Annotated in this window: 13 protein-coding genes and 2 tRNA genes; 5 read left to right on the plus strand and 10 right to left on the minus strand. The window is 37.6% G+C overall.

Annotated features, from left to right (window positions below; all coding sequences use genetic code 11):
* Positions 1-153: 153 nt before the first annotated feature.
* From xseB to dxs, 3 genes are read left to right on the plus strand one after another with little or no spacing between them, the layout of a single operon-like run.
* Positions 154-387: an exodeoxyribonuclease VII small subunit gene (gene xseB / locus AC0L3W_RS07225; protein ID WP_409439291.1), complete on the plus strand. Its 234-nt coding sequence runs from the start codon at positions 154-156 to the stop codon at positions 385-387.
* 36 nt (positions 388-423) lie between these two features.
* A complete protein-coding gene (gene ispA, locus AC0L3W_RS07230; RefSeq protein ID WP_290037563.1) occupies positions 424-1,314 on the plus strand; it encodes a (2E,6E)-farnesyl diphosphate synthase in 891 nt (296 codons plus the stop codon).
* A gap of 2 nt (positions 1,315-1,316) precedes the next feature.
* Entirely contained in the window at positions 1,317-3,179 is a 1,863-nt protein-coding gene (gene dxs / locus AC0L3W_RS07235) for a 1-deoxy-D-xylulose-5-phosphate synthase (protein WP_290037562.1), read from the plus strand.
* Positions 3,180-3,436: 257 nt separating this feature from the next.
* Here dxs and AC0L3W_RS07240 read toward each other — a convergent pair whose 3' ends face one another.
* From AC0L3W_RS07240 to AC0L3W_RS07265, 6 genes are all read right to left on the minus strand, one after another.
* Complete coding sequence (locus AC0L3W_RS07240) at positions 3,437-4,981, minus strand: ABC transporter substrate-binding protein (protein ID WP_409439290.1); 1,545 nt, start codon at positions 4,979-4,981, stop codon at positions 3,437-3,439.
* A gap of 2 nt (positions 4,982-4,983) precedes the next feature.
* Positions 4,984-5,502: a phosphatidylglycerophosphatase A family protein gene (locus AC0L3W_RS07245; protein WP_290037560.1), complete on the minus strand. Its 519-nt coding sequence runs from the start codon at positions 5,500-5,502 to the stop codon at positions 4,984-4,986.
* Between the two features lie 12 nt (positions 5,503-5,514).
* Entirely contained in the window at positions 5,515-6,558 is a 1,044-nt protein-coding gene (thiL, locus tag AC0L3W_RS07250; RefSeq protein WP_290037558.1) for a thiamine-phosphate kinase, read from the minus strand.
* Positions 6,555-7,496: a 23S rRNA pseudouridine(2604) synthase RluF gene (rluF, locus tag AC0L3W_RS07255; protein WP_290037557.1), complete on the minus strand. Its 942-nt coding sequence runs from the start codon at positions 7,494-7,496 to the stop codon at positions 6,555-6,557. Before rluF ends, thiL begins: the two co-directional genes overlap by 4 nt.
* A 208-nt stretch (positions 7,497-7,704) precedes the next feature.
* Complete coding sequence (locus AC0L3W_RS07260; RefSeq protein WP_409439289.1) at positions 7,705-11,238, minus strand: EAL domain-containing protein; 3,534 nt, start codon at positions 11,236-11,238, stop codon at positions 7,705-7,707.
* A gap of 647 nt (positions 11,239-11,885) precedes the next feature.
* Positions 11,886-11,971: transfer RNA gene (locus AC0L3W_RS07265), tRNA-Leu, on the minus strand.
* Positions 11,972-12,260: 289 nt separating this feature from the next.
* On the opposite strand from AC0L3W_RS07265, the gene AC0L3W_RS07270 reads away from it, so the two are divergent.
* Complete coding sequence (locus AC0L3W_RS07270; protein WP_409439288.1) at positions 12,261-14,027, plus strand: choice-of-anchor I family protein; 1,767 nt, start codon at positions 12,261-12,263, stop codon at positions 14,025-14,027.
* 265 nt (positions 14,028-14,292) lie between these two features.
* Positions 14,293-14,368 (plus strand) — tRNA-Ala (locus tag AC0L3W_RS07275).
* Positions 14,369-14,372: 4 nt separating this feature from the next.
* Here AC0L3W_RS07275 and tesB read toward each other — a convergent pair.
* From tesB to thrA, 4 genes are all read right to left on the minus strand, one after another.
* Positions 14,373-15,287 carry an acyl-CoA thioesterase II gene (tesB, locus tag AC0L3W_RS07280; protein ID WP_290037554.1) on the minus strand — a complete coding sequence of 305 codons (915 nt, stop codon included), beginning with the start codon at positions 15,285-15,287 and terminating at the stop codon, positions 14,373-14,375.
* Between the two features lie 63 nt (positions 15,288-15,350).
* The gene (gene thrC / locus AC0L3W_RS07285) at positions 15,351-16,628 is read right to left on the minus strand and encodes a threonine synthase (protein WP_409439287.1); all 1,278 of its coding nucleotides are present in this window, start codon (positions 16,626-16,628) and stop codon (positions 15,351-15,353) included.
* Positions 16,625-17,581, minus strand: coding sequence for a homoserine kinase (gene thrB / locus AC0L3W_RS07290; RefSeq protein WP_290037551.1), 957 nt, complete (start codon positions 17,579-17,581; stop codon positions 16,625-16,627). The genes thrC and thrB overlap by 4 nt, the downstream gene beginning before the upstream one ends.
* Before the next feature lie 32 nt (positions 17,582-17,613).
* On the minus strand, positions 17,614-20,076 hold the full coding sequence (gene thrA, locus AC0L3W_RS07295) for a bifunctional aspartate kinase/homoserine dehydrogenase I (protein ID WP_409439286.1): 2,463 nt from the start codon (positions 20,074-20,076) through the stop codon (positions 17,614-17,616).
* Positions 20,077-20,495 lie beyond the last annotated feature (419 nt).

Below are 20,495 nucleotides of genomic sequence, written 5' to 3' on the forward strand. Positions count from 1 at the left end.
AGTTTGTAGTCCAAATATTGTTATTTAAGCAAGATTATGATCAAGACGTTAAACAGGCTACAAGTTCACTTTTTAGCAATTATTTGTATGCCTTAGTTTGACATCCTTAACAGTCACGGTAACCTTGCAGAAAATATAGAAAAGGGATCCCCCATGGCCTTAAAAAAACCTGAAAATATGCAGTATGAAGAAGCAATTACAGAACTTGAACAAATTGTTTTACATTTAGAGGCGGGTGACTTGCCCCTTGAAGATGCGTTAAAACAATTTGAACGTGGTATTGCATTATCTCGCAGTAATAACCAAAAACTTCAGCATGCACAACAACAAGTTAGCATCTTAATGCAAAATGATGTGCAAGCACCTTTACAACCATTTGAAGAATAACTTTTTGCTTTACTTTTCTCATACTAAGTAGCCTACATGACACAACTAACTTCTACCATGAAGCAATTTCAAGATCGTGTAAATGCACAACTTGAACAACATATTAACCATGCGCATATCACTTCACCTGAATTAAATGAAGCGATGTCTTATGGCGCATTATTGGGTGGCAAACGTGTTCGTCCTTTCTTAGTTTATGCCGTCGGGAGTATGCTCGGTAGCAAGCTTGAAACGTTAGATCCAATCGCCTCTTCCATTGAATGTATTCATGCTTATTCATTAATTCACGATGATTTACCAGCAATGGATGATGATGCCTTACGACGTGGCAACCCAACTTGTCATATCAAATACGATGAAGCGATGGCCATTCTTGCGGGCGATGCATTACAAACGATCGCCTTTGATATTTTATCGACAGAAATTACAGGCGTAACAGCGCAAGCACAATTAAAGATGATTAATACTTTGGCACGTGCATCTGGTGAAAAAGGCATGTGTGCGGGTCAAGTATTAGATATTGCGGCAGAAAATAGTACAATTTCGCTACCGCAATTAGAGTCAATCCACAATGCAAAAACTGGCGCATTGATTTTAGCAGCAGTACAAATGGGCGCACTAACTAAGGTGGATATTAAACCCTCTGAGTTTGATTTATTAACGCGTTTTGCTCGTGCTATTGGTCTGGCTTTTCAAGTACAGGACGATATTTTAGATATTACTAGTGATACTGCAACTTTAGGTAAACCTCAGGGGTCTGACCAAGCATTGAATAAGTCAACTTACCCAGCATTGCTTGGTTTAGAAGGTGCACAACAAAAAGCACAAGACTTATATCAAGAAGCGCTTCATGCTTTATCGCAATTGCCTTATAATACTCAGTTACTTGAGTTATTTTCTCATTACATAATTAAACGTGACAAATAAATATGCCATTGGATTTAAGAAATTACCCGTTACTTGCAAAGATTAACTATCCAGAAGATCTGCGCTTATTAAAAAAAAGGCAGCTCCCAGCCTTGTGCGAAGAGTTACGTCAATTTTTATTAAAAAGCGTAAGCCAAAGTAGTGGCCATCTTGCGTCAGGTTTAGGTGTAGTGGAATTAACGGTTGCTTTACATTATGTCTACCACACCCCTTTCGATCATCTTATTTGGGATGTTGGTCATCAAGCTTACCCGCATAAAATTTTAACAGGTCGTCGTGACCAAATGGAAAGCATTAGACAGTTTAAAGGTTTACACCCTTTCCCGTGGCGCGAAGAGAGTGAATACGATGTACTTAGTGTAGGCCATTCCTCAACTTCAATTGGTGCAGCGTTAGGTTTAGCCATTGCCGCTGAAAAAGAGCAAAAAGGTCGTAAAGTCGTTGCGGTAATAGGTGATGGTGCAATTACTGCAGGTATGGCTTTTGAGGCACTTAACCACGCAGGTTCCCTAAACAACGACATGTTAGTTGTACTTAATGACAATGAAATGTCTATTTCTGAAAACGTTGGCGCATTAAATAACCACTTAGCAAAAATACTCTCTGGTGATTTATACACTCAATTTCGTGAAGGCAGTAAAAAAGTACTGTCTAACATTCCACCAATCAAAGAATTAGCGAAGAAAACCGAAGAACATCTAAAAGGTATGGTTTCACCGGGTACTATTTTTGAAGAGTTTGGTTTCAATTATATTGGTCCAATGGATGGCCACAATGTAATAGATTTAGTGGATACATTACGCAATATGCGTAATCACCCTGGCCCGCAATTCCTGCATATTATGAGTAAAAAAGGCAAAGGTTATAAACAAGCCGAGTTAGATCCAATTACTTATCATGCGGTTCCTAAATTTACACCAGACCAAGCTTTACCAACACCAAAACCATGCGCACCAACCTTTTCAAAAATATTTGGGCAATGGTTAAACGATATGGCAGATAGTGATCCGAAATTAACCGCGATTACTCCTGCAATGCGTGAAGGCTCAGGTATGGTTGAATTTTCTAAACGTCACCCTGATAAATATTATGATGTTGCAATTGCTGAACAACATGCAGTGACCCTTGCTGCAGGTATGGCGATTGCGGAATTAAATCCTATTGTTGCTATCTATTCTAGCTTTTTGCAACGTGGATATGATCAACTGATCCATGATGTGGCGATTCAAAACCTAGGTGTTTTATTTGCCATTGATAGAGCGGGCATTGTTGGGGCTGATGGTCCAACACACCAAGGAGCTTACGATTTAAGCTTCTTACGTTGTGTCCCTAACATGACAGTGATGACACCTTCAGATGAGCAAGAATGCCGTAATATGCTTTACACAGGTCACTTACTTAATACACCTGCGGCAGTGCGTTACCCACGTGGAAGTGGTACAGGCATTGACGTTGAACAGCAGATGACAGCTTTAGAAATAGGTAAAGCGAACCTGATTAGACAGGGAGAATCTTTAGCTATTCTCTGCTTTGGTACCTTCCTGCAAGCGGCAACTCCTGTGGCAGAAAAATTAAATGCAACTTTAGTTGATATGCGTTTTGTGAAACCATTAGATAAAGCTTTATTAAACGAATTAGCTCAGAGTCATTCGCAAATTGTCACCATTGAAGAAAATAGTATCGCTGGCGGTGCTGGGTCTGCTGTAAATGAATTTTTACTATCGCAAAAATTCACAGGCCATCTATTAAACCTAGGATTGCCTGATACCTTTGTCGAGCAAGGTACGCAGCCTGAGATTTATGAGATGTTGCAATTAGATAGTAAAGGCATAGAGGCACAAATTAACGCATTTTTTAATACCTAGAAACGCACTATCTTCTAGAGATAAAGCAGGTATTCCCTGCTTTTTTTATATCTAACATATTCAATAATAATTACATTATTTATCAATAACCTAAGCAGATAACAATCAAGTCATTATATATTCGGATAACTTGATAGTTGTTTTTAATCGGTTAAATTTTTAATGTAAGACTCTAGAGTGGACTCAAGAAAAAGCCGCTCAGCTATTTTAAACAATACAATAACCGAGTGGCTTTTGAGTATTATTGTGAGTAGCTATTACTGCTCTTGTTTGGGTGTTATCTCTATCTGTTTTTTAGTTTTAAAAAGCGACCAATATGGAATACCATTGCTCGAAAATATTTCCTTTAAGTTGAATTTATTATTCTGCGCCCAAATTTTATCTTGGTAAAATAGTGGAATAATCCAATTATTTTGTTGTAACGATTTGAAGTAATCTGATTGTGATTTAAAATTATTATTTAAACCTTGTTGCTTAAATTTGTCTTGTAAGTAGTCGCTTAAGTCACTGTCTAAAAATAAATTTTCAAACATATTATCCTGACTCATTAAACGAGTATCCCAGGTTGAAACAGTGAAGTCGTAATATAGGTTTGTATTCTTCCATATATCTTCAGAATCAATTTCTTGCGTCACTACAGTAATACCGATTCGCTTCAACATTTTTGTTAATGCTTCGGCTACCTTTTTCGTATTACCCACTTCATCAAGCATCACTAACAGTGACATTTGTTTAGGTACATTCATGGTTTTGATTAAAGACTTCGCTTTATCCAAATCATACTCGGGCATAATTTCTTTGCTTGCACTATTTTTACCATCTACCAAAGTATTTTCAGCTAATGACAAAATGGAAGGATGAACCTCGCCATTATCCTTTAATATATACTTGAGCATGCCCTGCTGATTAATTGCTAAATGGATCGCTTTTCGTGCTTTTTCATTTTCTAAGATAGGCGATAATTTATCATTAACAGTTAAAAAAATAACATTAGAGGACGGTACCCTGACCAAATTTTTAATAGTATTTTCTTCTAGATCTTCCGCGGTTTTATTTGGCACACCATAGCTCACTTGTACATCATCAGCTAACAATGCAAACAGTCGCGATTGTGGTTTATTGATTCTCATAAAACGAAAATACTTGGTCTCAGGCTCCCCATCCCAATAATGCGGATTAGCCACCACCACGATACCCAGCATAGGGTTATATTGTTGGATAAGATATGGGCCAGTGCCTGACATTGGTGGTGTTTTAACAGGAGGTAATATTATTGAAGGAGATGTATCTAAAAGGTTTGCATTACTTTGATAGAAAGTGGAATCGAGTACAAATAAGTTGGTAAGGTGATCTAATAATTCAATATCTGTTAAGCTGGAGCGAATATCAAAAGTAAACTGTTGAGTCGCTTTCACCCATTCTAACTTACTTAAAAAGCTAATATCTGATTGCTTTTTGGCTTGTTCAAAAGACCAAATAACGTCTTTAGAGGTCAATAAATTACCAGTATGAAAATGGATATTTTTCCGCAAAAAGAAACGTACCGTGGTCTTATCAATTCGCTCCCAACTTTCTACTAAGCGTCCCTGAATATGTTGTTGGTCATCCCATCGGAACAAAGGGTCAAACAAGAGATGTTTAAATTGCTGAGTCATTAATGAATCATCAGCGAGTGGGTTAAATGATACAGGTGTTTTATCAATAGCAACTGTAATGGCTTGTGGATTAAACACATTCTGGCTTTGTGCCAAGCTAACTACTGAATAGAACATTGAAACCATTAACATCCAACGTAACAACATATTTACCCCCAGTAATACATGATTAAACATAATCCTATCGCAGCAAATACACCAGCCACAATATCATCTATCATGATACCAAAACCACCTTCTACCTTTTTGTCTAACCAGCTAATCGGAAACGGCTTCAACACATCAAAAAAGCGAAATAAAATAAATCCAATGAAAACCCAAAGGAACGGAATATCCAACGTACTCTCAATATCAGAATACATCAATATTACAGGGGTCATAGTGATCCAAAAACCGACAAATTCATCCCAGACAATCGCTTTATGATCATGCACGCCCATTGCTCGGCTAGTGACTTCACAGAACCAGAAACCGGCTAGGCTACTGATAATAAGTATAACAATGTAAGACTCTATATTAAGCATTGCTAATAGGTAAAATAATGGTACTGCTGCTAATGTGCCAAATGTACCGGGTGCTTTAGGCGCAAGCCCACTGCCAAAGCCGATCGCAGCTAGGTGCATAGGGTTGGCTAATTTTAAGCCGTTTAAATCATCACGATTTAACATGTTCTTTTTACCTTATTTGAAATGATCCCAACCAGCTTTATCTAAATCCATAGGCTGTTGTAAATGGGTGAATGTAATTGCTTGTTTGCTATCAGCGCTGAATTCAATCGACTCTTTTTGCGTGGATGCTGGTATGGCAGTGATCTTACCAATCTGATAACAAACTAGTTCAGAATTTGCTAACTGAGTACTAATTAATTGTTGAAATGCAGGCATTTTTTCAGCTGGTACAGTGAACAACAGCTCATAATCATCACCTCCACTTACCGCAAACTGCCATGCTTGTAATTGACTTATATGACCTTGTTGTATCTGTTGTTTCATTGCTGCTGAGAAAGGTAGGTTTTCCAATTCAATCTGTGCATGACACTGTGACTTGTTCAATATATGAATTAAATCTTGGCTTAGACCATCTGAAATATCAATACAAGACGAGGCATAACTAGCTAGTTGTTTAGCAAGTATTAAACGTGGCTCAGTTAACTCTAAAGCATCAATAAATACTTGTTTATTATTTATTTTATCGCAGCTTTCACTGAATAATTTGACCGCTAAGCCTAATCCGCCGTCACCTAATACGCCACTCACGCACAGTAGATCTCCTGGCCGAGCTCCATCACGTCTTAGGGCTTGCCCTCTTTTGACAATACCTTTAGCTGAAACCGTTATCGACAAAGGTCCTTTGGTTGTATCGCCCCCTATTAATCTCACATTATACTTGTCAGCTAAGGCAAAAAAACCACGACAAAATTGACTGAGCCAATGTTCATCAATAGAAGGCAAAGTGATCGCTAAAGAAACCCATTTAGCCTCAGCGCCCATTGCCGCTATATCACTTAAATTAACGGCTAACGCTTTATATCCTAAGCGATAAGGGTCAACATCTTCAAAGAAATGAACACCAGATACTAAACTATCAGTGGTTACAACCAGTTGATAGCCATCAGGAATATCTAAAATGGCACAATCATCACCAATACCCAGCGTAACGCCTTGCTCTGATTCTGCAGGGCGATCGAAATATTTATGAATGATATCAAATTCGCCTTGGCTCATTTTCTTTTTAACGACAGTGTAGGTTTATTTTTTGCTGTGGTTGCACTAGGTGTTTTTTTAGCATTATTAACAAATATTTTTTTAGTTTTAGGAGTCGATTTATCAAATCGTTTAGCGCGATTATCTGCCACTGGTTTATGGCGTGCTAGTTTAGCACTATTGGCTTGATCGGTTGATTGTTGTTTTGGTTGCGCGGTATTAACAGCGGTTTTAGATGAACCTGCCACTGCTGTATTAATTTCAGTCATCTCTTGTTCAGACAGATTACGCCATTGACCCGCTTTTAGGTTCTTTAATGTTACGTTCATGATACGAGTACGTTGTAACCGTGTCACTTCATACCCCAAGTATTCACACATACGGCGAATTTGGCGGTTTAAGCCTTGTGTTAGGATAATCGTAAACACAAAACGACTTTCTACTTTAACAATACACGGCTTAGTAATAGTATCCAGAATCGGTACACCACGCTGCATACGATCAACAAAACGCTCACTAAGCGGTTGATCTACAGTCACACGGTATTCTTTATCATGCGCATTTTCAGCACGTAAAATTTTATTAACGATATCACCATCACTGGTTAAAAAAATTAACCCTTCAGATGGTTTATCTAATCGCCCAATCGGGAAAATACGTTCTTTGTGCTTGATAGCATCAATAATATTACCGTAAACATTACGCTCTGTTGTACAAGTAATACCAACTGGTTTGTTGTAGGCGATGTAAACACGATCTGATTTGTTATCAGCAATTTTGCTAATTCGTTTCCCATCAACAACCACAGTGTCACCTGGTTGCACTTTAGTGCCTAACTCAGGCACAACACCATTTATTTTAACTCTGTTTTGTTCAATCAATTTGTCGGCTTCACGTCGAGAACAATACCCCGAATCACTGATAAATTTATTTAGACGTTTTTCGGTATCTTGACTCACGGTAAACCCCAATACTATTAATTAATCACGCTTTAAGCGCAGTATTAAAGCATAATCAGGAAGTTAACGGAAATGAAATGCATTGATATAGGGGACACATAGCCTATTATTAATAGGCTATGTGTGTATTTGATAAACAACTGTATAAATTATGTCACCCATCCAGGTTATTGAGCCATATTGTCCATCATAAAACCAACTGATAGCTTTACTCTTTAGTAGAATCCAGTTTATCAATAACGACTTCAGACCAAGTTAAATCTGGTTTCCAATTTTTAGCCCAAGGTAACATCTCTTCCGCTGGCATTGGCCTAGCGATGCCATAGCCTTGTGCGTAACAACAACCTAAACGTAATAGTGCAACACCATGTGCTAATGTCTCTACCCCTTCAGCAATCACATTACGTTGGAATGCTTTAGATAATCCCAATACACCTTCTACAATAGAAAGATCATCAGGATCATCGAGCATTCCTAGAATAAAGCTTTGATCTATTTTAATTAAATTCACCGGTAAGCGCTTTAAATAAGTTAATGAGCAATAACCTGTACCAAAGTCATCCAACGCAAATCCAACACCTAAATTAGTACATGCTTGCATAATATTAGTCACGTTTTCAATATCTTGTAATTCGCTTGTTTCTAATACTTCTAGTTGTAATAAGTGTGGTGGAACATCACCATGTATCTGTAATAACTCACCCAACCTTTTAGCAAAAGTCTTTTGCTGCAGTTGTTGCGCATCGATATTGACACTAACCACAATATCAACACCTTGCCGACGCCATAAAGCAATTTGAGATAAAGCACTTTCAATTACCCACTCCCCAAGCTGAATATTCAGTTGATGTCGATTAATAACAGGTAAGAATTCAATGGGTGGTAACAAACCTCGTTCTGGATGTTGCCATCGAATCAAGGCTTCAGCTCCCACCAATTCACCCGTTTTCATATTCACTTTAGGCTGGTAATACAGTACAAACTCATCATTTTGTAAAGCTTCGCTAATACGAAGTAACTGCTCATGCTGACTTTTAAGTGCAATGTCTTGTTCCATATCAAATAGGTAATAACGGTTTTTACCCTCTTGCTTGGCGATATACATAGCTTGATCAGCATGGCGTAATAGTTGATCGGCACTCACACCATCATGCGGATAAATAGTCACGCCCATACTAGCCGACACTTTGAGTCTCGCACCATCAATCACAACAGGTTGGTCTAGCGCGGCTAGCATACCTTCTAACAAAGGCTCGCAATCCTCCGCTTTCTCTAGATTTGCAAACACAGCAACAAATTCATCTCCACCAAAACGCGCTAAAGTATCACCACTGCGCATACTGCCTTGAATTAAAGAAGCAGCTTTAACCAGCAATTGATCCCCGGTACTGTGTCCGTATGAGTCATTAACCACTTTAAAGCCATCTAAATCTAAAAAGACAACCGCTAAAGATTTGTTATTCACATCGCAATTGATCATCGCTTGTTTTAAGCGATCTGCTAATAAACTACGATTAGGTAACCCAGTTAAGACATCGTAGTGAGCAATATGCTCTAACTGCTTTTGTTGGTTTTTAAGGTCTGTTATGTCGGTATATAACGCAATATAATTTTTGATCTTGCCAGGATCACCGTAAACGGTACTGATAGTTAATAATTGCGGAATGATCGTGCCATCTTTATGCTTATTCCAAATCTCGCCTGCCCAAAAGCCTTTGTTAGTAAGACTATCACGCATGACCTGGTAAAAATCTTGGTCATGAAGGCCTGATTTTAGAATATTATTACGCTTACCAATTGTTTCTTCTTCGCTGTATCCACTTAGATTGGTAAAGGCTTCGTTAATATCAATAATCTTGTTTTTATCATCTGAAATAACAATAGCTTCTTTCGCATGTGTAAATACCCCCGCAGCTAATCTCAATTTATCTTCATTGATTCTTCGCTCGGTAATATCAATGCCAATCGCGTAAATTAATTGATCATCCATGGAAGCAGTCGATGACCACGAAATAATTCTATGCTCGCCACTTTTATTACAATACCTATTCTCAAAACTAAATACATCACCACCGTTACCAATACGTTGAATCTCTAATGCCGTTTTTTCACGATCATCTGGGTGAATTTTGTCAACAATGCAGGTACCAATTAACTCCTCTGCACTAAAGCCTAAAATATCACTCCAGCCATTATTAACTTTAATTACAGTACCTTCAAAGTCTAATATGATATGTAAATTCAATGGTAATTTAAAAAACCTATCTAGCGTGTCCTGATTACGTTTATCTTCTGTCACATCTTTGATTAAGGCAGCTACGCCTGTGATATCGTTTTTATCATCTAAAATTAATGTGTTATGCCAATTACAAAAAATAACATCTCCATTTTTTGTTACATTTGCCCCTCGGAAGAAGGTTCCACCTATCTTTTCAAATAATAAATGATAATAATTAGTAAACTCTTCTCTTAACTCTGGAGCAACAATCAAAGACATAATATTACTTCCCAAGGCTTGAACCGCTGAATAGCCGAATATCACCTCCGCCGCCCTGTTCCATTCAGTACAAATAAACTCTTTATTCCAACCAATGGAAGCTAGTGGTGTATTTTGCAAATGACGAGATAATTTATCTTCACTTTGTTGTAAAAAATGTTGGCTATGTTTCAATGCTTGTTCAGTGTCTAAACGTGTTTTTGCCATTCTGCTGAAATGCTTTTGTAAATCGACTAATTCTATCGCTCCACCTAAAGAGCTAACATCAGAACTGTTACCTAACGCTAATTGTTGTGTAGAAGTTTTGAGTGCTTTCAGTGGCTTTAAAATACTTCTGTTAATAGCAACGATTGCTAATACAATACAAAGTACAATGAAAAATAGAATCGTTGAAATAATTTTTAGTAAACGAATATCGATGCTATGCAATGCTTCTTCAAATGGTATGCCAATCACCATATTAACAGGCATGTCACCTTCAATATTCATTAATTCTTTACTGACAAATATCCTCAGTTCTCCATCATTATCTTCAATCATTTTAGTATGAGTATTAAAGGCAGATTGCCAAAAGTGTTGAACTTCGCTTATAGGCAGGCCTAATTGAGCTTTATTTTCTGGGTAGAGAGCAAGGATATTATCTTGATGATCGGTAATATAAGCCACTGCATTTTGTGGTAAATTTGCGTGTTCTAATTGCAAGCTCCACCACTCTAAAGAAACCGCAGCAACAGCGACACCCGCTACATTATTTTCTTGATCTACAATGGGGTAAGCAAAATTAATACTAGTTGTATTTGCAACACGGTCTACTTGGAACTTTCCGACAGTAAATTCTCTATTTGAGATTGCTTGTTGAATATAAGGACGGTCTGCAACGTTGACCGTTTTTGCTAATGGTAACGCTGTACAGGTTAAATCACCATTAACATCAGGTGCGCCAAGATTGACGTAATAATCAGTTAAATGATGTAAATTAGCTAGGAAGGCACTGCATTGAGGAGAGTTAGGTGTCAGTAATATCGAATACTTTGATAATCTTTTTAAAAAACTTTCGGTTTTCTGTAAAATTTTTATTTGCTCTGCGGTGATATTATCAGCAACAGTGACGGCACTTAATCTCGCGGTTTCAATTGCAGTGCTACGCTCAGAAGCTGCTTGAAAAAAAATGGCTATAATCCCCGGCAGGGTTACAAGAAAAACCAAAAATAACAATCGAGATTTCAATGTTTGGAAATATTCCATTCTTTATCTAAATCCTTTAGTTTAATACAGACTAACTTGCTATGAATTGTATTTTTAAACGCTAATACAATGCATTCATATCACTGAAAACCTGAAAATGGCTATGCATAAAAAACCATGGAATCAACTAATAACAATAATTAATGCATTAATAATTATTGCCTTTATAAAATTTATATAATTCATGTGAAACAACAGAATAGAACATTTAAACAATATAGCGCTCGAATTAGCTAGATATGCTACAACTTTAGTCAAAAATACTGACAATGATATATTTAAATTAGTTTTATTTAATGATATTGCATGATAGTCAAATTTAACTGATTGAAATAGAAAGGTCTATAAAACAATAAACTGAATGGATGTTTTTTTAAATTAATGGGAGTCAGCAGAAATAACGGTTAGAAAAATAATAATAATTTTAATAGTGAGCGAATCCATATTACAGCCTTCAAATGCTTCTTCTTTATTAAAAGCCGATGAAAGAAACCAGTATTTATAAATCCTCTCGATTCAAATTAAAGCATTTACTATAGAAAATTTAGATCCCCCTAATACAGTGGGAATAAGTGTTATAAATAGTGGTAATCACTAAATTAAAGGTAAAAAAAAAGCCTCGCAAATGCGAAGCTTTTTCTTATAATTGGTGCCCGGAGCCAGACTTGAACTGGCACGCCTATTAAGCGACGGATTTTAAATCCGTTGTGTCTACCGATTTCACCACCCGGGCGATTGCTTTAAAGTGTTCTCAAGCAAGTGAGGCGTATTATAGAGAAGTTAATGCTAAGCACAACCCCTAAACAGTAATAAAAACGAAATAATTAACTGACCGCTTATATTTTCAACATGTTGATATTAAAAGAACAATTATTGTTTTAAATTTAAACGTGCCGCCATGTTTTGCCTACGTTAACGATGATTTTTTGTTCAAATTAATAGATTGTTTAAGCAAATTAATAGAATTGTCATAAATTCACCTCATATTATTGCTCATCCTTCTTAATGCTCAGAGAAAAATCATGAAATATAATATCATCACTTCCGTTATCCTTTGTTCTACAATCATAACTCCAACTATTATTGCTGCTGAACAAAATGTACCTTCAATAAAACTCGTTGAAGCAGGACGTTATCAATCAAATATATTTGATCAAAGTGCAGCTGAAATTGTCACCTTTGATAAAAATACACAGCAAACCTTTGTTGTGAATGCACAATCAGGTCAGATTGACGTAATCAACAGTCAAAACATTGATGACCCGATTTTATCTAAGCATTTGAATGTAAAAGCTGATATCAAGCAGCATCTTAACGCTGAAGCCGGAGCAGCAAATAGTATTGATGTTTACAACGGACTATTGGCTGTAGCTATCGAAGCAAAAACTAAAACAGATATAGGCTGGGTCGCTTTTTACAATACACATGATTTAAGCTTTATTTCTGCCAATGCGTTAGGTGCATTACCCGATATGGTAACTTTTACCCCCAATGGTAAACAAGTATTGGTCGCACTTGAAGGTGAACCAAGTGTCAATAACTACGAAATAGATCCTGAAGGTGAAGTCGCAATCATTGATATTAACTGGAATAATAAATCTCTAACCACAGATAGCAAAATCATCAACTTTAAGGCATTTAATCAATCTGGTTCTCGACACGCTGACTTGCCTAAAGGGCTATTACTTAACGGATATAAGGCAAGCGTTTCAGAAGATATAGAGCCCGAATATATTGCCGTTAACGAAGATAGTACAAAGGCCTATGTGGCCTTACAGGAAAACAATGCCATCGCTATTATTGACCTTGCAAATAAACGTATCGACCAAATCATGGCTCTAGGTCTGAAAGACCATTTACAAGATGGTAATGAGCTAGATGGAAATGATAAAGATAAAAAAGCACTGTTAAGTAAACAGCCATTGCTCGGTATGTATCAACCCGATTCTATTGCAACAACCCGTATCAATGGTGTTGATTACCTTATTACAGCGAATGAAGGTGATGACCGAAGTGATTGGGTAAGTGACTTATCACAGGCAGAGTGCGAACAAGGCCATTTATACTATCACTTAGAAGATCAAAAATGTGCCGATGATATTAGCTTAAAAGATGCCTTTTCAAGTCAGATTTATGCACCTAAACTAGCTAGTACACAATTAGATTTAACTCACTTTGCAAAAGGTGGTTCACTCTCAGATACCGTTGACCGTATTAAATTTTCACATTCAATGACAGCAAAATATGGAGACCTAGACGCCGATGGAAAAGTAGATCGTCTATTAACTTTTGGTGGTCGATCTTTCTCGATTTGGGATATGAAAAGCAATACAATGGTATTTGATTCAGGAAGTGATTTCGAACGTATAACTGCGGAAAAATACGGTAACAACTTTAACCAAAGCCATAGTAAATTAAAAGCCGAAGATCGTAGTGCTAAAAAAGGCCCTGAGCCTGAAGCATTAACCGTTGCAACAATTGATAACAAGACCTATGCATTTATTGGCTTAGAAAGAATGGGCGGCATTATGGTCTATGACATTAGCAAACCAAGCCAAGCTAAATTTATACAATATCTAAATAATAGAGATATGTCCGTTGATCCAAAAAACAATAAGAAAAATAAAAATGAACAAGGTATTGCAAGCTATCAAGTGGATGCCGGAGACTTAGGACCAGAAGGGTTTAAGTTTGTTGCTGCAAAAGCAAGCCCAACGGGAACACCTATCTTAATTGTGGGTAATGAAGTGAGTGGCACAACGCGTTTTTATCGAATCGAAACTCAATAACCTCGTTTTAATAAACCATCATTAAACAACACAATAATAAAATGGCTTATTATACCAATCACTTATTTAATATAATGGGTATCGCTAGCATAAGCCATTTTCACTACACAAAATCACTCACTAAAATCGCCACTCGCTTTTGAATATAGCTCATTGATTTAATAATACTTATTTTAATAAAACTATTTTGCTACTGGTTTAATTTAACGTATGATGTTGCCAACAGATAATACTGTTTTAATTTTTCTGTTAGCAGTCATATAGTGGGGCTATAGCTCAGCTGGGAGAGCGCGACGCTGGCAGCGTTGAGGTCTGCGGTTCGATCCCGCATAGCTCCACCACTTCTTATGACTCTTTTGTAGACGCCATTTCGACAGGTACTTTGATCACAGGTTTTGCCTTACGATGTTGTCGTATCAAGCCCTCTTGCACACTAGAAGCCACTAACTTACCTTCTCGCGTAAAGAACTGCCCTTTTACTAAACCACGCCCATCGGAAGCAACCGAGCTTTCAACTGAGTATAATAGCCACTCGTCTAAACGAAAATCATGGTGAAACCACATTGAATGGTCAATAGTAACCACTTGCATTGTTTCATCTAAAAACGACACTCCATGCGGTTGTAACGCTGTAGGTAAAAAGTTAAAGTCTGACGCATATGCAAGAAGATAACGATGTACACGCAAATCATCTGGCATACGCCCATTCGCTTTAAACCATACCAAACGTTTAGGGGGTTCAATATCAGGTTCAACAGGATTAATTAAAGTAACCGGGCGCATCTCTATCGGTTTTTCTGAAACCAGTTTATCGCGAATAAAATCAGGCAGCATATCCGAGTGCAATAACGCCATCTCTTGCTCCGAAATTAGATCTTCCGGCGCAGGTGCATCAGGCATTTCATCTTGATGCTCAAAGCCTTTTTCAGTAGCTTTAAAAGAAGCGGTCATGTAAAAGATAGGCTTACCATTTTGTACCGCTTTAATGCGCCTTGCGGACAATGAGTTACCATCACGAATTCTTTCTACGTCATACACAATTGCTTGGTCTGTTTTACCAGGACGCAAAAAATAAGAGTGAAAAGAATGTACTTGTTGATCAGTTTTTACCGTTTCTTTAGCTGCAGAAATAGCCTGCCCCATAACTTGACCGCCAAATACAGCACCGTACCCTAAGTCTTGGCTTTGCCCTCGATATAAGTTTACTTCTAGTTTTTCTAAACTTAACTGACCTAAAAGATCGTTTAATACCTTACCCATATTTTACTCCCAAAAAAGGGCGTGTAATACGCCCTAATTTAATACTAAAAAGGTTAGTTCATCTTACAAAGACATTAACAATTCGCGTACTTTAGCAAAATCAACCGGAAACTCTTTTGATAATAACGGTAAATCTGCACGTGATGCTAACTCTTCTGGAATGAAGATATCACGGCCTAGGATCTCTTCTACGCTCTCTTTGAATTTAGCAGGATGAGCAGTACATAAGAACAAACCAGTTTCACCTTCTTGAAGCTGAGCTGTTAGTTCATGGAAGGCTATCGCACCATGCGGCTCACACTCGTAACCTAATTTATCCATTTCAACCAAGGTTTTCTTAGTCTCATCATCAGATAACTTACCGTAACCTAATTCAGCTAAAGACCAACCTTTCACTTTGAATAATTCTTCAATACGTGGCCAGTTATTGGGTGCACTTACGTCCATTGCATTAGATAATGTTGCAACTGTCTTCTTCGGTGCCCATGTGCCCTCTTTCAAGTAGCGTGGCACAGTATCATTCTCATTAGTAGCTGCAATAAAGCGTTTAATCGGTAAACCTAATGCTTTTGCTAATAAACCAGCGGTTAAATCACCAAAGTTACCACTTGGAACAGACACGACTAAGTTTTCACGTTGTTTAGCATCTAATTGTGCAAACGCTTCAAAGTAGTAACAAATTTGTGCTAATAAGCGGCTGATGTTAATTGAGTTAGCAGAGTTTAAACCTACAGCTTGTTTTAACTCTTGGTCATCAAACGCTTGTTTAACCATTGCCTGGCAATCATCAAAATCACCTTCAACAGCCACTGTAGAGATATTACCACCTAATGTACAAAACAGTTTTTCTTGTAATGGACTAATTTTTCCTTTTGGATAAAGGATAACTACGTTGATATTTTCCATACCATAAAATGCATGAGCAACAGCCGCACCAGTATCACCAGACGTTGCTGTTAAAATAGTAATTTTTCCATCGTCCTTAAATGACGCTAAACATTGCGCCATAAAACGTCCACCAAAATCTTTAAACGCAAGCGTTGGACCGTGAAATAACTCTAATGCATTGATATTATCTGTTACTTTTTTTACTGGAGCAGGAAAAGTAAAAGCGTTAGCAACAATACTGTGCACTGTTTCTTTGCTTAGTTCATCACCAATTAAGTGTGATAATACTTCAGTTGAACGATCCACTAGATTCATTTCTAGTAGCGCATCGATATTATCTAACGGTGTAATAGTGTCAGGAAAGAATAAGCCTTGGCCGCGTCCTAGTCCTTGTTTTACAGCCTGTTGAAAGCTGACTTGTTCACTATTGTCTTTGATGTTGTATAAATTCATAACTCTTTTCCTAACACGCGCGCACCCTGTTCATCAAGGTGGCAAATATGACAAAAACCATCTTCATTTTGAAGAAAGTTTTCTGTTAACCAATTTTTTAATAATTCCGCTTGTGATAAATCAGTCATGACTGCAAATACAGTTGGACCTGAACCTGAAATACCCATTGCCAATGCACCACTTTGTTTTGCAAATACACGTGCATCTTCAAAACCAGGGATCAATTGTGAACGATAAGGTTCAGCGATAACATCATTGAGCATAGTTGCCGCTAATGCAGGCTGATTACTATGACAAGCATGTACAAAGGCACCTAAACGACGGCCGTAAGTTAGCGCATCTGATAAACGGTATTGTGATGGTAAAATATCACGTGCTGCCGATGTTGAAATAGCAATACCCGGATAAGCAACTACCCAATACCACTCTTTAAATGAAGGAATTTTTTGGCTGATTTCACCCCCCTCATTAATCATCAACTGCATGCCGCCTAGGTAGCACGGTGCAACATTATCATAATGTACACTGCCGCTGATTTTACCTTCCATATCCCCCATTAAACTAAGCATAGTATGCTCGTCTAACAGGTAATCATGCCATGCGTTTAATGCTTCTAATGCCGCAACAATAGAGCTTGAGCTAGAGCCTAAACCACTGCCCACAGGCAAGTTTTTTTCTAGCGTTAGCGACACTGGTAAGATTTCTTTATGCATTTTTGTTAGTGCGGCTTGGTAAGCTAAATAACAATCATAAACAATATTATTTTTATAATCTTCTGGTAGCTTATGTGAATATGGACCTACACACTGTAATGAAAATCCGTAATCACCTTTAGTAATTTTAACACGGTCACCTAATGGCGCTCCGTCAATAGGAGTCAATGCCCCACCTAATACGTCAAATCCTACACTCACATTCGCTGTTGAAGCGGGAGCGTAAACAACAATAGACATTTTAAAACCCCTGTTCCTGATAAGAGTTGATATTAAAACTCTTGTTTCCAGTTTAATGTTCTTAGTACATCGGCAAACACACCCGCTGCAGTTACTTCAGTTCCTGCACCGTAGCCACGTAATACCAATGGAATTGGTTGGTAATATTGGCTATAAAAGGCTAATGCATTTTCACCATCTTTTACCTTATTTAACGGATCATTCTCATCAACCGCCATAATACTACATTTACATTTACCATCTTCAATACTTCCAATGTAACGCAGTACTTTACCTTCTTCATGTGCTTTGTCTTGTAACTCTTTAAAGTAGGCATCAGCTTCAGGCAAACGAGCCATGAATTCGTCAGTTGTACCCGTATCATCAAAACCTGGTGGTAAGGCTTGCTCGACTTCAACGTCGTCTAAACTTAATTCCATGCCCGCTTCTCGTGCTAATATCAGGAGTTTACGTGCAACATCAGTACCGCTTAAGTCATCACGCGGATCTGGTTCGGTAAAACCAATATTACGAGCTTCAGTTGTTACATCAGAGAACGACTGACCTTCATCTAATTTACCAAAAATGAAAGATAAAGAGCCCGATAGAATACCATTAAATTTAACTAAACTGTCACCTGCATTAAACAAGTTTTGCATGTTTTCAATAACTGGTAAACCTGCACCTACGTTAGTATCGTATAAGAATTTACGACGCTTCATTAAAGCAGTTAAACGTAACTGATTATAGTAATCCATGCTACTTGTGTTGGCTTTTTTATTGGCAGTTACCACGTGGAAACCTGCGCCTAAAAAGTCAACATATCGCGCTGCAATTGCATCATTACTTGTACAGTCAACAATCACAGGATTAATGATATGAGAACCATCTACCAAAGCTTTCATTGACACTAATGAGAGCTCTGAAGTGGCATCTTTCAGCTGATCACGCCAGTTTGTTAAGTCAACGCCTTTAACATCTAATAACATGGCACGGCTATTTGCTACACCACACACACGAATTGCAATATTACGTTCTGCTAAATAACTTTGTTGGCGGTGGATTTGATCCACTAATGCGCCACCTACACCACCACAACCAATAACAAAAAGGTCGATGAATTGTGCTTTGCTAAAGAAGCTGTGGTGACAAGCTGTTACCGCTTCGTTGGTCTTTTTCTCAGATACTACCGCAGAAATTGAACGCTCAGAAGAGCCCTGCGCAATAGCAGTGACATTAATTGAGGCATCAGTTAACGCCATTAAGAAACGTGCAGCAACACCTTTTTCTTTTTTCATGCCATCGCCAACTAACGAAATAATCGCCTGTTTATCGATAACATCAATCTCTTCTAATAAGTTATTTTCAAACTCTAAACTAAATTCTTCAGTTAATGCATCAATCGCTTGTTGTGTATCATTTGAATAGATACAAAAACTTAAACTGTACTCAGATGATGATTGCGTGATCAAAATAATCGATACACCGGCACGAGAAACTGTCGTAAAGATACGACCGGCCATGCCGACGATACCTTTCATGCCAGGACCCGAGATACTAAGCATACTCAAACCTTTTAAGTCTGAAATACCTTTAACACGTAGCTTTTGATCACTCTTTTGTGAGCTAATCAAAGTACCTTCCGCTTGTGGATTATGCGTGTTTTTAATTAAACAAGGGATGCTATGTTGTGCGATTGGCGCAATAGTTTTTGGGTGCAGAACTTTAGCCCCAAAGTAAGATAACTCCATCGCTTCAGCGTAACTTAACGAACTTAATAAACGAGCATCTTTTACTAAACGTGGGTCACAACTGTAAACACCATCGACATCAGTCCAAATTTCACAACATTCAGCACGTAAACAAGCGGCTAATACTGCGGCAGAATAATCTGAACCATTACGACCTAATACTAAGGTTTCACCTTCAGAATTACCCGCCGTGAATCCAGGCATTAAGTAGATTGCATTAGCGACAATAGTTTCTTTTTCAAATAACGCACGTGATGCTTTAATGTCAATCTGCGCTTCTAAATAACCACCTTTAAAGGAAATAAGCTTTTGTTGAGGGACAATTGTCTCTACTTCTTGACCTTTTGCAATTAACAATTGCTTCATACAAGCAATACTTAATACTTCACCTTTGCTCAAAATACGCGCTTCAATACTCGGAGGACACTGTCCTAATAAGCGAACACCTTCTAATAACTTGGTTAGCTCAGCGATTTCAGTTTCGAAGGTAGTACGTAATAATTCATCAGCTAATTCAACGTAAGTTGACTTCAAACCTTGGATAAGTTCTGAAAATATTTTTTGAATCGCAACTAAATGCTCGTCAGCAGATAATCCTTGGCTGGTTTTTTCTACGACTGCAACTAAGTTATTAGTCACACCTGATGGTGCTGATAAAACTAATGCAATTTGAGATTGTTGATGATTATTAATGACAATATCAGCAACCTGATTAAAACGTTGTGCATTTGCTAATGAAGTCCCGCCAAATTTAAGTACGCGCATCGTACCCCCCTGCTTTAATACGAAAAAACCCGCCATCAATAGCGGGTTTTATAAAGATTGAATTTACTTTTTTACAAATAACCAAAAGCACTGCAATCGAAGTGCAGCGCTACTTTGTTTAAACTGAAAAATTGAAGTTAAATCCATGTGTTTTTGTTATTTTCGTTAAATCTATTATCTCTCGATTATATCAAAGCTTATTGCTGACTGAAACAAACAACGGAAATAGGTTGCAATTAATTGGCATAACAAATAACAAAATGTTAGCTAAACCCACAAATCTGTTGATAAATATCAATTAGATAAGCTAAAAGGCTCGTTTAGCGACATAATAAGTTGTTATCTATATGTTAAGTAATTACACTTTAGCTATTAGAAACTAAGTTTTTTAAACCGCATTCGTATTCAACGCCCTACAT

This window comes from Psychromonas sp. KJ10-5 (genome assembly GCF_055808325.1).